The organism is Amycolatopsis sp. NBC_01488 (assembly GCF_036227105.1).
Lineage (GTDB): Bacteria > Actinomycetota > Actinomycetes > Mycobacteriales > Pseudonocardiaceae > Amycolatopsis.
This window is the reverse complement of sequence record NZ_CP109434.1, coordinates 4,090,627-4,104,202: the sequence shown is the minus strand read 5'-3', so window position 1 is coordinate 4,104,202 and position 13,576 is coordinate 4,090,627. Positions and strand designations below refer to the sequence as shown.

Annotated in this window: 12 protein-coding genes and 1 pseudogene; 5 read left to right on the top strand and 8 right to left on the bottom strand. The window is 72.0% G+C overall.

What is annotated here, in order from left to right; all coding sequences use genetic code 11:
- Position 1: 1 nt before the first annotated feature.
- Complete coding sequence (locus OG738_RS44685) at positions 2 to 589, bottom strand: helix-turn-helix domain-containing protein (RefSeq protein ID WP_442875913.1); 588 nt, start codon at positions 587 to 589, stop codon at positions 2 to 4.
- Between the two features lie 192 nt (positions 590 to 781).
- Positions 782 to 2,938: pseudogene (locus tag OG738_RS19945) on the bottom strand (beta-ketoacyl synthase N-terminal-like domain-containing protein); the annotation flags it as partial.
- Positions 2,939 to 3,038: 100 nt separating this feature from the next.
- On the opposite strand from OG738_RS19945, the gene OG738_RS19940 reads away from it, so the two are divergent.
- Positions 3,039 to 3,467 (top strand): aldo/keto reductase, encoded by a 429-nt coding sequence (locus tag OG738_RS19940; protein WP_442875912.1) that lies wholly within the window; start codon positions 3,039 to 3,041, stop codon positions 3,465 to 3,467.
- On the opposite strand, the gene OG738_RS19935 is transcribed toward OG738_RS19940, so the two are convergent.
- The 3 genes from OG738_RS19935 to OG738_RS19925 all read right to left on the bottom strand — a co-directional run bounded on the left by OG738_RS19935 (position 3,459) and on the right by OG738_RS19925 (position 8,358).
- Positions 3,459 to 6,068: a CHAT domain-containing protein gene (locus OG738_RS19935; protein WP_329055905.1), complete on the bottom strand. Its 2,610-nt coding sequence runs from the start codon at positions 6,066 to 6,068 to the stop codon at positions 3,459 to 3,461. The genes OG738_RS19940 and OG738_RS19935 overlap by 9 nt on opposite strands.
- 91 nt (positions 6,069 to 6,159) lie before the next feature.
- Complete coding sequence (locus OG738_RS19930) at positions 6,160 to 6,354, bottom strand: hypothetical protein (protein ID WP_329055904.1); 195 nt, start codon at positions 6,352 to 6,354, stop codon at positions 6,160 to 6,162.
- Between the two features lie 855 nt (positions 6,355 to 7,209).
- Complete coding sequence (locus tag OG738_RS19925) at positions 7,210 to 8,358, bottom strand: serine hydrolase domain-containing protein (RefSeq protein ID WP_329055903.1); 1,149 nt, start codon at positions 8,356 to 8,358, stop codon at positions 7,210 to 7,212.
- Positions 8,359 to 8,459: 101 nt separating this feature from the next.
- On the opposite strand from OG738_RS19925, the gene OG738_RS19920 reads away from it, so the two are divergent.
- From OG738_RS19920 to OG738_RS19905, 4 genes are all read left to right on the top strand, one after another.
- A complete protein-coding gene (locus tag OG738_RS19920) occupies positions 8,460 to 8,882 on the top strand; it encodes a hypothetical protein (RefSeq protein ID WP_329055902.1) in 423 nt (140 codons plus the stop codon).
- 30 nt (positions 8,883 to 8,912) lie between these two features.
- Positions 8,913 to 9,275, top strand: a complete 363-nt coding sequence (locus tag OG738_RS19915; RefSeq protein WP_329055901.1) for a VOC family protein — start codon at positions 8,913 to 8,915, stop codon at positions 9,273 to 9,275.
- Positions 9,276 to 9,356: 81 nt separating this feature from the next.
- Positions 9,357 to 11,027, top strand: a complete 1,671-nt coding sequence (locus OG738_RS19910; RefSeq protein WP_329055900.1) for a hypothetical protein — start codon at positions 9,357 to 9,359, stop codon at positions 11,025 to 11,027.
- Between the two features lie 15 nt (positions 11,028 to 11,042).
- Positions 11,043 to 11,432: an NUDIX hydrolase gene (locus tag OG738_RS19905; protein ID WP_329055899.1), complete on the top strand. Its 390-nt coding sequence runs from the start codon at positions 11,043 to 11,045 to the stop codon at positions 11,430 to 11,432.
- A gap of 249 nt (positions 11,433 to 11,681) precedes the next feature.
- On the opposite strand, the gene OG738_RS19900 is transcribed toward OG738_RS19905, so the two are convergent.
- From OG738_RS19900 to OG738_RS19890, 3 genes are all read right to left on the bottom strand, one after another.
- Entirely contained in the window at positions 11,682 to 12,419 is a 738-nt protein-coding gene (locus tag OG738_RS19900) for a dihydrofolate reductase family protein (protein WP_329056762.1), read from the bottom strand.
- A complete protein-coding gene (locus OG738_RS19895) occupies positions 12,416 to 13,009 on the bottom strand; it encodes a dihydropteroate synthase (protein ID WP_329055898.1) in 594 nt (197 codons plus the stop codon). Before OG738_RS19895 ends, OG738_RS19900 begins: the two co-directional genes overlap by 4 nt.
- 119 nt (positions 13,010 to 13,128) lie before the next feature.
- Positions 13,129 to 13,428, bottom strand: coding sequence for a YciI family protein (locus OG738_RS19890; protein WP_329056761.1), 300 nt, complete (start codon positions 13,426 to 13,428; stop codon positions 13,129 to 13,131).
- Between the last annotated feature and the right edge of the window lie 148 nt (positions 13,429 to 13,576).

Sequence of the window (13,576 nt, the reverse complement as noted above, 5' to 3'; positions counted from 1 at the left end):
ATCACTCCTCGCCCGGAAGTGCCCGCTCCGCCAGCAACGCCAGCTCCAGCCGCAGCCGCTCCCCCGGGTCGGCCAACCGCGCCCCGAACAGCTCGCCCAGCTTCTTGAGCCGCGCCCGGATCGTCTGCGGGTGCAGGTCCAGCAGCCGGCCCAGCTCGGGGGCGCTTCCGCGGGTCTGGACCAGCGCCAGCAACGTCTCCGCCAGCTGCTCCCGCCGTCGGCCGGACAACCCGGCCAGCGGCGTCAACGTCGTCGTTGCCAGCTGGGCGACCAGGAACTCGTCCACCAGGAGCAGCAGCGTCGTCAGGTGGTCGCGGCACCAGAACACCGGGCCGGGCGCCTCCAGCAGGCCCCGCGCCGCCAGGTCCAGCGCGCGGCGGGCGATCCGGAACGACTCCGCGGCCGCCGCCGGCGCGACCAGGGGGCCGACCGCCGCCGTCCAGCCGGCCGGCAACGCCGTCAACCCCGCCAGGTCCGTGTCGGGAGCCGGGGTCAGCGCCGCGGGCGGATTTCCCAGCGGGTCGGCCGGGACGTGCTCGGGCAGCAGGCCCGGCGGGAACTCCCGGGGCGAGCGGACTGTGAAAGGCACAGGCGACCGGGATCCGCTGGGCGGTGACGCCGGTTTCGCGCAGCCGCCGGATCGCCCGTTCCACCGCGGCCACCGGTCCCGACAGGACGACCTGCTCGGGCGCGTTGTGGTTGGCGACCACGACGTCGGGGCCGATCAGGGTGGGCGTCAGGAGATCCTTCGCCGCCATGACGGCGCGCCGGGCCGGGCGACGTCGGCGATGGCGTTCGCACGCGCTCGGCTCAGCCTGAGCAGGGTTTCGGTGTCGAAGGCACCGGCGACCGACAGCGCGACGAGTTCGCCGTAGCTGTGCCCGGCGAGGAAGTCCGGCCGGACGCCGACCTGCCGGAGCAGCGTTGCCACAGCGGTCTCGACCAGTCCCAGCGCGGGCTGCGCCACGCGGGTGTCGGTGAGGGCTTGTTCGCGCGCTTGGGCGGTGCCGGCGTTGAAAGCCTTGGGGGGAAACGCTTTCCCGGCGACGTCGGGGGCGAGCCGGAGGAGGTCGGCGAGTTCGGGGAAGTGCACGAAGAGCTCGGCGAGCATGCCGGTGCGCTGACTGCCTTGGCCGGGGAAGAGGAAAGCGATCTGGCCCGGGTCCGCGTCGGTCTTCCGGACGCTGCGGAGGATCTCCTCGGCGTCGGCGGACCAGTCCCGCAGGCCGTGCCGCCGGTCCGGGGCCACCGGGCCCGCGCCGAGGACCGCGTGGAAGTTCGTCCCGCCGAAGCCGAACGCGCTCACCCCCGCCAACCGGGCCGGATCCGCCCACGGCCGCGCCGCCGTCGTGAACGTCAACGGGCTCGCCGCCGGGTCCCAGGCCGCGTTCGGCCTCGTCAAGTGCAGCGTCGGCGGCACGACCTCGTGCCACAGCGCCAGCGCCGCCTTGATCAGCCCGGCCAGCCCGGCCGCGCACTTCGTGTGGCCGATCTGGCTCTTCACCGACCCGAGCACGCACCTCCCCGGTGCCGCGCCCGAGGAAGCGAAGAAGTCCGTCAACGTCCGCAGCTCGGTCGCGTCGCCGACCACCGTCCCGGTCCCGTGGGCCTCCACCAGCCCGACGTCCACAGGGGACACTCCGGCGTCGCGGTAAGCCCGGTCCAGTGCCCGGCGCTGGCCTTCCGGACGCGGCGCGGTCAGCCCGAGCGCCTTGCCGTCGCTCGCCGCGCCCACGCCCTTGACCACCGGGTAGATCCGGTCACCGTCGCGTTCGGCGTCGGACAGGCGCTTGAGCACCAGGCACGCGACGCCCTCGCCGAGCGCGATGCCGTCGGCCGCCGCGTCGAACGGGCGGCAGCGGCCCGTCGGCGAGAGCGCGCCCGCCGAGGTGAACATCAGGTAGTCGTGGATGCCGTTGTGCAGGTCGACCGCACCGCACAGCACCAGCGAGCTGGTCCCGGCACGCAGCTCCTTCGCGGCGAGGTCGAACGCTGCCAGCGACGAGCCGCACGCGGCGTCGACGGTGTAGTTCGCGCCGCCGAGGTCGAGGCGGTTGGCGATCCGGCCGGAGATGGCGTTGGCGAGCGTGCCGGGGAAGGTGTCCTCGGTGGGTTCGGGCAGCTGCGCGAGCAGCTCGGGCGGCACCTCGTCGAGGTAGCCGTCGAGCAGTGACCACAGCGTGCCCGCGTTCGCGAGGTCGCCGCCCGCCTCCGCGCCGAACACGACGCTCGTGTGCTCGCGATCGAAGTCGCGCTCGCCGTAGCCCGCGTCGGCCAATGCCCGGCGCGCGGTCTCCAGCGACACGAGCTGAGCGGGATCGATGCTGCTCATCGCGGACGGCGGAATGCCGTGGTCCAGTGGGTCGACGTCGAGCGGCGGCAGGAACCCGCCCCACTTCGACGTCGACTGTCCGAAGTAGACAGCCGGGTCCCACCGGGCCGGCGGGACCTCGGTGACCGCGTCCTCGCCGCGCAAGACGGTCGACCAGAACGCGTCGAGGTCGGGAGCACCGGGAAAGGTGCAGGCCATGCCGATGACGGCGATGTCCTTGGTCTCCGACGCCGGCACCGGATCGGCCGGACGGGCAAAGGCTTTCCCGGAAGTCACGTCGGCGTGCAGCTCGGCGATCGTCGTCCGGCGCTCCCGCAGTACCGCGACCTGGCCCGCCATGAACATCCCCTCGGTGAGCTGGGTTTCTTCGTCGAGCCGCTCGCCACCGTGGCGGGCCCCCTTGCTCGCGACCCGCAGCCGTCCGGTGTTCAGCTCCTCCAGCCGCTGCCACGCCTCCTGCGCGGGCACGTCCCGCAGACCGGCCTTGACCAGCTCGAACTCGGCCGTGTACGGGCTCGGCAGGCACCGCGTCCGGTGACCGGGCGCGGTCTCGAGCGTGACGGTCGCCTCGGCGGCGATCACGCGCTCCTGGAACAGGCCGAGCAGCTGCTGCAGGCGCACGAAGCGGCCTCGCGGTACGACGTCCCGCTGATCGCCAACCAGCCGCACTACTCGATGCTGTGTTCCGGAGGCGCAGGTGATGCCGGTGGGCGAGCGGATCGGGGTCGGGCAGTTCGCGTCGGTGCCGCTCGCGCAGGGCGTGCTGACCGGCAAGTACCGCGACGGGCGCGTCCCGGCGGGCTCACGCGGGGCCGGCCCGGCGCACGCGCGGCCGTTGCTGATGCCGGAGCTGCTGGAGCGGGTGGAGCTGCTGCGCGGCGTCGCGGACGACGCGGGCCTGACGATGGCACAGCTCGCGCTGGCGTGGACGCTGCAGCATCAATCCGTCGCGTCCGCCGTGGTGGGGGCGAGCACGCCGGAGCAAGTCACGGAAAACGCGAAGGCCGCCGGCGTCCGGCTCGACCTCGACGTGCTGACGCGCATCGACCACCTGCTCGGCAGCTTCGTCCAGCCGGATCCGCGGCTGGTGTGGTCGCCGCCGGCGTTCTCCGCGTTTTCAGCGTCTTCAGCCTGAGCCGAGGCAGACGAACGGCCGGCGGAACGGGTCGACGGCGATCGCGTCGGCCAGCGCCAGCGCGGGCCTGTCCCGGACGGCCAGCGCGCGGTAGTAGTCGTCCATCGCGGCCGCCGAGGCCAGGTCGCCGACGCGCGACAGCGGCGCGATCACCGTGCGGGACCCGCTGGCGAGCAGGGCGCTGGCGAAGCCGAGGGCTTCGTCGCCCGGCCGGATCCGGTTGAGCGCGAGTTCGCACGCGGCGAAGACGACCTGGCGCGGCGGCTGCCGCAGCCCGGCCATCTCGTGCCCGAACAGCGCGCCGTCGGCGAGCTCGAGCCGGGAGAACAGCGCGTTCTCCGGCTCGTGCGCGCCGTGGGCGGCGAAGTGGGCGAGCTTGGCGCCGTCCATCGCGCGCAGCACGGACTTCACGGTGGCCTTGGCGCCCGTCATGGTCGTCGCGGTGCGGTAGTGCGTGGTCAGCTTCTCCAGCTCACCGCGGGCGCCGGCGAGCCCCGGCCCGCGGACGAGCACGATCTTGCGGGCACGCGGCGACTTCGTCAGCTCGGCAGCGAGCCAGGCGGTCGCCGACGGCGCGACGACAGTGGGCCGTCCCCGGAGCCCCGGCAGGACGCCCCACGGCACGGCGTAGAGCGGCCCGGTGGGGACGATGACCAGCTCGCGGTCGCCGATGGTGTCCGCCAACGGCTGGATGAGCTGCGCGTCGAGCTTGTCGGCCTGCTTGCGCGCCGACGCCATGACGACCTCGGCCAGCCGTTCGGGCAGGTTGTCGGGCGCGAGGGCGTCGAGGTCGACGTTGAGCACGCGCGCGGACTCGGCGGCCGACTCGGCGGACCCGAGCCGCACGAGCCGGCACTCACCCCCGGCCACGACGACGGCGACGAGCTCGTTCCCGGAAGCGGCGAAGCTGACCATGGCCCGTTCGCCGAGCCGCGCGACGACCTCGCCCAACCCGGCGACCGGCCGCGGCCGTCCCCAGCGCCCGGTGTGCCACCCGAGCCGCTGGGCCTCGCGGAGGCGTTCGTTGTACTTCGCCCGCAGGCCGGCGCTGGGGTGGCCGTCGTGCTGGGCTTCCTGGATGGCCTGGCCGAGGCCCCGCACCTCGGCCACGCGCGCGGCGAGTTCGGGATCGGTCCCGGCGGAGAGCGGTTCGTAGCGGTAGGTCTGGGCCCGGGTCCGTTCGAGCCAGACGAACAGCCGCCGCGCATCACTGCGTTCGAGCACGAGCTTCACGGCGAGATCGGCGAGCTCCTGGCCGTGCAGAGCGGTCCCGGAGACGAGATCCAGCCCACCCATCCGGTCCCGGACGGCGTCCAGTTCGGTGAGCCCGGACCGGATCTCGGTGAGCGCCTTGGCCCGGTTCCCCTGAGCCACGGCCAGCTCGGCCCGGCAGAGGCGGCGCAGCATCCGGTAGTCGATGGGGGTGAGCTGCCCGGGCCGCGGGACCTTGTGAAGGGTCTCGACGGCGCGTTTCAGGTTGCCGCGCCGAATGTCCAACCGGACGGCGAGCATGCGCGCGGTGGCGGCCTGGTCGGTCAGCCTCGGCAGCGGCAAGGTCTCCGCGGTCCGGATCGCCCGGTAGGGCAGGGACGCCGGGATTTCCCCGGAGCGCAGCGCTTCCAGGACGTCGGCCTGCAGCCCGATGATCTTCGCGTTCCCGGCACAGGTCTGGCAGCCGACCTTCAGCATCCGCCGGCGGGCGGATCCGGCCATCTGCCTCGCCAGGGCGAGGTCGTCCGCCCGCAGCGCGGCCTCGGCGCGGTGCAGCTCGATGTAGGCGAGCTCGCGGGTGACGCTCGGCAGGGAGCGCATCGACTCCATCAGGTCGTCGAGGTGCTCCCCCGCCTCACCGGCCAGGCCCGCGGCCAGCAGCGCCTCGGCCTGCTCCAGCCGCAGCTGCGACGGAACGTCGAGGTCCAGGGCCCGGTAGGAGCGCTCACTGACCTCGTACAGGCGGAGGGCCTCCGGCACGTCCCCGGTCCGCAGCGCCAAGGTCCCGAGGAAGCGCCTCCCGTCCGCCGCGTCGGCGCGCAGCTCGAACTTTTCGGCCAGCTCGATCGCGCGGTTGAGGTCCTCACGCGCCTGGCCGACGTTGCCCAGCTTCGTGTGCACCCAGCCGCGGGCGGCCAGGGTCTGGACGAGACCGACCATGCGGGGCTCGGGTTCCGTGGTGTGGTCGAGCCAGTAGCGCCGGTACTCCATCGACGTCCCGAAGTAGCCGAGACTGTCTTCGTTCCGGCCGACGCTCATCAGCCGGGCCCCGTAGTTGTGCTCGAGCGCCGCGCTCAGCTCGGCGCGCACGACCGGGTCGTCGACGCCGTTGATCAGCAGGCGGACGTCGTCCAGCCCGGCCAGGCCGGCCTTGATGTCCCCGGAGATCTCCGAGTTCAGCGCCACGAGCGTGCTGGAGAGCCTGATCCGCGTGACCATCCAGTCGGTGCGGAACTCGCGTTCGACCGGATACATCCCGTCCAGCAGGCCCATGCCCTTGCGCAGCAGGCGAACGCCCTCGTGGAAACGCCCGAGGCACGATACGTCCGACGCGGTCTGCTGGAGTTTGCGGACCCTGTCGATGACTTCGGACGGGTCCAGCTTTGTCACAGGCACTCTCCTATGACAGCACAGCGTTGGCAGAACGGAGCCCGCCTACCGGTCGAAGATCGGCAGGCGGGCGGTTACAGCTTGGTCAAGCTCAGCGAGCCACCTGGTAGCAGGGCGGCGCGCAGTTCGGCGTGACGACCGGGCCGTCCGACTTCTGGGTGACCAGCGGGCCGTGGCCCAGGTGCACCCAGCCGTGCTCGTCGGGCTCGGGGTGCGGGACCACCGGGCCGGCCTTCTCGACCGGCTCCGGGGTTTCTTCGGGCTTGGTGTCCGTGGGCGTCGACATGGTCGATCTCCTCTCCCCTGGGGATCTGCATGGGGACGCTGACCGTAACGGTGAGTCCCCCTCGCGGGGCCCTCTCCCCGCGAACGGCCCAATAGTTCCACAACGGAGCAATGATCGGGAGGGTTTTAGCTACGGAAAGTCAGATCGAGCCGGGTGATCAGGCGAAACGTCCCGGCCGGAACGTCCTAACGGGTGAATCCTGTAACGACGTCCATTGCGGACGTGCATCCCCGCCGGGTGGCGGAGCGGAGGCCTGGGCCGTCCGGGGCCAGGTGTTGCTCCGGGTGCGGGCTGCCATCTCGAGCACTCGGCGACGGGCTTGGTGCCGAGGGGGCGGCTTCGGAGCGGGTGATCCGGTGCCTGCCGGAGTGCTCGGTCCTCGGCTGCGCCGGTGGCGCGACGGCCCCATCCAGGGCGTGACCCGGACTGATGGAGGTGTCGACCGCTCCGAACTCAGCCTGAAGCCTCTGGCTCACAAGCCTGGCGTCGGCGACGCCGACTGCCGCCGCATCGGCCGGCCAGCGGCCGGGGCAACCGCTCGCCAGCCGAACGGACGATGGCTCGACCGAGCCAGCGCGCAACAACAGCCAGGCCGACCGGCGTCGGACCGACCGCTCGCCGAGCCGATCCGCGACACCGGCCAGCCGATCGCTCGCCGAGCCGGGGCGCAACGCCAGCGGGCCGGTGGCGGCGATGTGGTCCGCTCACCAAGCCCGAACCGCGCGGGCCGCGCCTGCGCAATCCGCCGGAGCAGCCCCCCAACCTCGGCCCGCTTCGAGCGTGCTCGCGCTGCCCTGTTGGCCGGGTGGGCTCGGGCCGCCCGGCCAGGGGAGTCCTTTGTGGACTGCTCGTTCGTCAAGCCCGCTTTTCCGTCACCGCCTTGTGGATCGCGCTTACCAGCCTTGCGTTCTCCGGGGCCGCGCCGCCGGGGAAGGCGAAGCGGCGGCGGTTGTAGCCGTAGGCCAAGCCGCTGCGGGGGTCTGCGAATGCCTGGGAGCCCGCTGCGCCGCTGTGGCCGAATGCTCCCTGGCCCAGGGCCGGGTAGTCGTCCGAGACGATCGCGAAGCCGAGGCCGAACGCGTTGTGGTTGCGGGTGGACAAGTCGTCGCCGATCGAATGGATCTGGGCGAACTCGGCCGCCGTCTCCGGGTGCAGCAGGCGCTCGGGGCCGCTGATCGCCGCCGCGTACATTCCGGCCAGGCCGCGCGCCGAGGCCACGCCGCCCACCGAGGCCGGGCTCAGCCGTCGGACCACCTCGAGGTTGGGGAGGTCCCACAGCTCCGGTGCCTTCGGGTGGTTGCGGTTGAACGCGATCCCCGTGAGGCTGTCCGGCCCCGTCGCGGCGGCCTGCAGCTCCGCCAGCTGCTCCGGCGTCGGCAGCATCGGCTGGGTCGTCAGGAACCGCGGCTCCAGCTCCTCCGGCAGCCCCAGGTAGAAGTCCAGGCCGAACGGCTTCCGGATCCGCTCCTCGTAGTGCTCCTGGATGCTGCGGCCGGTCACGCGCCGGACGACCTCGCCGGTCAGCGCGCCGATCACCAGCGCGTGGTAGCCGAACGCCGTGCCGGGGCGCCAGTACGGCCGCTGCGGGGCGAGCCGCTCGGCGATCACGCGGTCGTCGGCGATCTCCTCGGCCGTGAACCCGGCGTCCGCGCCCACGACGCCGGCCCGGTGCGCGAGCAGCTCCCGCAGGGTGATCGCGGCCTTGCCCGCGGCGCCGAACTCCGGCCAGTAGTGGCTGACCCGCTGGTCGAGGTCGAGCACGCCGTCCTGGACGAGCAGTGCCACCACCAGGTGCGCCGCACCCTTCGTCGAGGAGAACACGCCGGTCAGCGAGTCGGCGGTGATCTCGGGACCGGTCCACAGGTCGACGACGCGCTCGCCGTCGACGTGCGCGACGAGCTGAGCGGCGTAATCGCCGCCCTGGTCGAACGCGACGGACGCGAACTCCTCGCGGACGGACTCGAACCCGTCGGCGACGGTCCCCTGGATGTGCTCGGACGACATGGCAGCTCCCTCAGTGATCTTTCGCCTGCGCCTGGAGTCAACTCGCGCGGCGACGGGGTATTCCGCGTAACGCCGGGACGTTCCACCGGGATGTTCCGGGCATGGGGGAACCGGAGTCCGAAACCGAAACGACCGAAAGCAGCCGCCCCGGCCGCGGCCTCGCCATCGCGTCGCTCGCGATCGGCGCGTCCGGGCTCACGCTGGCGGTCGCCACCTGGGCCGCCTGGCTGATCGTCCGGCCGCCGGTCGTGGCTGCCTGGGCGTACTCCTGGGTCGCGCAGGCGTTCGTGCTGGTCCTCGGCGCGCTGTGGTTCGCGCTGCTGCCGATCAGCGTGCTGGCACTGGTCTTCGGCGTGCACGCCGGCGCGCGCACCCGGCCCGGCCCGAGCCGGATCGGCGCCACGCTCGGCGTCGTCACCGCGCTGCTCGCGCTGGCGGGGGCCGCCGTGTTCGCGACGACGTCGTGGCGGACCGTCGGCCCGCCCGTCGCCTACTTCGACACCCAGACCGGACAGGCCCGGTAGGAGTCCCGCGCGAGCGGGTACCACCGGATCATGAAGCTGACCTCCACCGTGCTCGGTGCCCCGGAACCGCGTGCGCTCGCCGAGTTTTACGCCAAATTGCTCGGTTGGCCGATCAAGACCGACGAGCCGGAGTGGGTGACGCTGCGCCCGGACGACGGCGGCGCCGGGTTGTCGTTCCAGCTCGAGACCGAGCACATCCGGCCGGTGTGGCCGCCCGCCGATGGCGCCCAGCAGATGCAGCTGCACCTGGACATCGAGGTCGACGACCTCGAGACGGCGACGGCCGAGGCGACCGCCGCCGGCGCCGTGGTCGCGGACTTCCAGCCGCAGGAGGACGTCCGCGTCTGCTTCGATCCGGCCGGGCACCCTTTCTGCCTCTGGACGCGTGAATGAGGTGACGCCCCGCGTTCGTCCGGTCACAGGATCCGCTATGTTCGCTTGAGGTCCTGTTTCCGGCGAACGGAGTTGAGTCCTGTGGGGGTGCACCGGATCTGGCACCACGGACTGGTCTCCACCGAGGGGAAACGCCCCCTGGACGCCCTGCGCAGCAGGCTGATCGCCCGCCAGCGGCAGCACGACGACTACACGGTCGCCGATCTCGGCTCCTCCGACGACGGCGGTTCGCGCCGCTGCGACCTCAAGTTCGGGTGGACCGGCGGGGAAGGGCGCTACTCCGTTCAGGTATTGCTTTCGCTGTGCTACCGCGCCGGCGAGGACCGGGTGGCGTGGTTGCTGGCCGCCGCGTGCACGCGGCCGTGGCGCAGCTGCCACGAAGCGCCGGCGCAGCGGATCGGACTGGAAGAGCTCGGCGCGAGCGGGAGTGACGAGATTCCCATCGAAGCGCCGGTTCTCGCTATGCGCGGCTGGTCTCGCAAGGAGTGCGACCGCGTCGCGGAACTGCTGGGCGAGGCGCTGGTGGCGCCGTGGCGGACGTCGGCGGTGCTGATCCTCACCGAGCCGCCGACCGTGCCGGTGGACGGCTGGCCCGGGCTGGTGAACGTCTTCGACGTCGACGACCGCTTCCGCCGCACGCTCAACCAGAACGTGCCCCTCGGCTACGAGGTGCCGCAGGGCGCGCGGCTGTACGCGCCGCTGTGCGACCAGCTCCCGGACTTCGTCGAGACCGCCAGCCCGGTGTCCGGCGAAGCGCTCCAGGGCGCCATCACGCGGCTGCTTCAGACGCGCGGCCGGACGCCGCTGCCCGAGGAGTGGGCGGAGGTGCCGAGCGTGAAAGCCTGGTACGCCACGGATCCGTTCGACGCGCCCGAACGGGAACCGGACGCCGAGCTGACGGAGAAGCTGGACCGCGCCGAGCGCGAGCTGGCCGAGGCGCGGGGCGTGATCACGATCCTGCGCAAGAAGTCGAAGGCCGACGCCGAAGAGCGGGACCGGCACGCCGGCGAGATGAAACTGCTCCGCCGCCGGCTCGAGGACCTCTCCGCGGCCGACGTCGCGTGCCTGCGGACGCAGCTCGCGCAGCTTCAGGGAGCGGTGGACGACTACGCGCGCGCGTTCGAGGAGACGGAGGCCGAGCGCGACGAACTCAGGCGCGTGAACGGGCTCCTGGCGGGCACGCTGGCCCGGTACCACGGCGCCGACGACGAGGTCGCCGCCACCGAGCGGCCGCCGGAGGAGTTCCCCAGCTTCGCCGAGCTGATCGGCGCCGCGACGGCGACGCTCAAGCACCTTGCGATCACGGCCGACCCGGCCCCGGCCGCGATCCTCGACCACCACCCGAAAGCCGGCGCCTGGCGGCGGAAGGCGTGGGACGCGCTCCGCACCCTCGACGCGTACGCGTGCGCGCGCATGACGTTGCTCGACGCGGGCCAGGACCCCGGGCCCGAGCTGTCGGACGTGCTCGCGTTCGCCCGGACCGGCCAGCCGGGTTCGTTGATCAGCGCCAACATCATCGCCCTGGCCGAGTCGGACACGGTGACCACGAACGAACGGCTCCGCCAGGCGCGGACCTTCCGCGTCGATCCGCGGACGAACCCGGCGGGACGCGACTACTTCGGTGCCCACATCGCCTTGGAGCGGTTCAAGTCGCCGGCACCGCGGCTGCACTTCCTCGATGACACGGACCGCACGGGCACGGTGTACGTCGGGTACCTCGGCGCCCACCTGCCGACCTCGAAGACCAACTGAGCGAGAATCGGGCGCATGATCGCGCGAAAGGACCTGGCCTACTGCTGGATCGCCCGCGGCGACCGGGTGCTGTTCCTCCGGCGAGTGCCCGGCGTTTTCCTCGCCGGGCACTGGGAACTGCCCGGCGGGACGGCGGAGCCGGACGAGCCTTTCGAAGCCACCGCGGTCCGGGAAGTGGCCGAAGAGACGGAATTGACGGTCCGGGTCACGGGCGAACTCGCGCGCGATTCCTGGCCGGACGTCGCCGGGCGCGCGTTGGAGATCCACGCTTTCGTTTACACGGTGGAAGAAGACGGCGCCGGAGACGTCGTGCTCAACCCGGAAGAGCACGACGACTTCGCCTGGCTCGCGTCGCGGGAAGCCGAGCGTCTCGAAATGGCGGAGCACTTTCGCCGGCTGCTGTGATCGCCGCGGGCGCGGCGCCGGTCTTCGAAGGCGGGGATTGGTCATGCCACTGACGTTACCGAACACACGTGCGAAGATCATCGCTGAATCGGGTGAAACCCGGGCGAGGGAGCACCACGGAAATTTCCGTTGCGACACAAGGGAAACGGCCGTAGGCAGCCCCCGATTTCCACACTACCGGAAGGCACCGACAAAACGGCCCGGGGGAACCCCGGATTTCACGTTACCCGAAGGCACCGACAAAAAGCCCTACCGGGGAACCAGATACCTCAGCAGCACACTGCTTCCATCGGTCAGCACCGAAGCCAACTCCAGCGAAGCCGGGTCGATCGCCCCGCCCACCGCTGCCCGGCTCGACGCTCCCGCCACCAGGAACGGCGCCACCGTCAAGCGGAACTCGTCGACCACTCCCGCCTCGATCAGCGACCCGAACAACCGCGGCCCGCCCTCGCAGTCGATGCGGCCCAACCCCTCCGCCGCCAACGTCGAGACCACCTCGGCAGCCGACACGACCGCCGCGCCCACGACGAACACGCGGGCCCCGTTCGCCGTCCATTCGTCACGCAACGCCGAAGGCGCGGCCGACGAGGTGAACACCAAGGTCGGGACCGCCGCCTTCGTGATCACCGGGGCGTTCGGTGGCAGGGAGCGGCCCGTCGTCACCACCGCGACCGGGGCGATCGGGGCCAGCCCGAACCGGCGGCGGCGCTCGGCCGTGCGCTCGTCGGGGCGCATGCCCTCGAAGCCCTCCGCCATCGCCGTGCCCGCGCCCACCAGCACCACGTCGGCCAGGTCGTTGCCCAGCCGGTAGACGATCCGGTCGGCCGGGGTCGACAGGCTCGCCGAGCGGCCCTCGACCGTGATCGCGCCGTCCGTGCTGGACACGAAGTTGACCGCGACCCACCGGGGGCCGGCCGGGTACCGGTACAGCTGCTCCAGGTCGTGGTCGTCGAGGCCGCGCTCGACCGGCCAGATCTGCCGGATCACGCCCACCGGACCGCCTTCGCCGGCGGACGGGTGCCCGCGATGCTCGCCGCCATCTCGGCCACCTGCCGGGTCGCGCGCACGTGCCGGGTCCGGATGATCGCCGCCCCGGCCGACGCCGCGAGCGCCGCCAGCGCCAGGCCACCCGGGGTGCCGTCGCCGGCCACCGAAAGCAGCACCGGCACGTCCTCCGGCAGCGAACGCACCGCTCGCAGCACCCCGGCGTCCAGGACGAAACCGGGCACATCGACCACCGCAGAACCGGCGTAACCGGCCCCGAACCGCTCGGCGACCCCGACGAGATCGGTCCGCGCGAGGATCAGGTCGGCTCCGGCTGCACAGCACGCCGCGGCCACCGACGCGTCCGCGGTGTCGACCGCCAGGCAGAGATCCGGGAACTTCGAGCGCGCCCACGCGACCACGGGCTCGACGCCGGTTCCGGCGAAGCCCACGAGATCGGCGCCGTCCTCGACAGCGCTCAAGACCGCTTCCCGCGCCCCGTCGGGCTCCGGGAGCACCTGGACCGCGGCCAGCACCAGCGCGCGGTCACTGCTCAACCGGCGGCCCCGGAAGACGAGGTCGGGGGTCTTCATCGCACTCTCCCTGCTCGACGCCCGTGCGTCGCGATCATAAGCGAGATCGGCAGGTGAGCACTCTTCGCCGGCAGGTGGCGGGGCGTCGTCGCCGAGCCACCCGACCGTGGCGGAACTCCTCAGGAGGCGATGGCCTCGTTGATCGCCAGCAGCTCCTGCGCGGTGCGCGTGGCGGTGAACTCGATGACTTCGTAGCGGGCGAGCCGCCGGATGACGAACGGGTCGCTGGCGAGGACCGCGTCCAGCTTGCCGCGCAGCACCGACCGCGTGATGATCACGTGGTCGGCCACGCCGTTCCCCTTTCCGGAAACGAGGAAGACCCCCTTCGTGAATTGTTTACGCAACCAGTCGGAATGATCCGGGAGCGCATAGTCGACTTCCGTTTCGGGCGCCGTGTAGGTCAGCAGGGCTATGTACATGACTCGATGGTAGAACTCTTTCGGCGACAACGCATCCGCCTCGCGAGTGTCGCGGGGCACGTAATCCGGCAATATTCCGGTCAAGGACTCATACGAATTCTTTACGCTCACTTTCGCAACCTTCTCCCCGATTGCCGTACGCCCGTCG

Bases quoted from the DNA above. Each gene is read 5' to 3' on its own strand.
- OG738_RS19915 (WP_329055901.1), top strand. From the start codon at position 8,913: ATGAAGCTGACCTCCACCGTGCTCGGTGCCCCGGAACCGCGTGCGCTC.
- OG738_RS19925 (WP_329055903.1), bottom strand. From the start codon at position 8,358: ATGTCGTCCGAGCACATCCAGGGGACCGTCGCCGACGGGTTCGAGTCC.
- OG738_RS19895 (WP_329055898.1), bottom strand. From the start codon at position 13,009: ATGAAGACCCCCGACCTCGTCTTCCGGGGCCGCCGGTTGAGCAGTGAC.
- OG738_RS19890 (WP_329056761.1), bottom strand. From the start codon at position 13,428: ATGTACATAGCCCTGCTGACCTACACGGCGCCCGAAACGGAAGTCGAC.
- OG738_RS19920 (WP_329055902.1), top strand. From the start codon at position 8,460: ATGGGGGAACCGGAGTCCGAAACCGAAACGACCGAAAGCAGCCGCCCC.
- OG738_RS19905 (WP_329055899.1), top strand. From the start codon at position 11,043: ATGATCGCGCGAAAGGACCTGGCCTACTGCTGGATCGCCCGCGGCGAC.
- OG738_RS19930 (WP_329055904.1), bottom strand. From the start codon at position 6,354: ATGTCGACGCCCACGGACACCAAGCCCGAAGAAACCCCGGAGCCGGTC.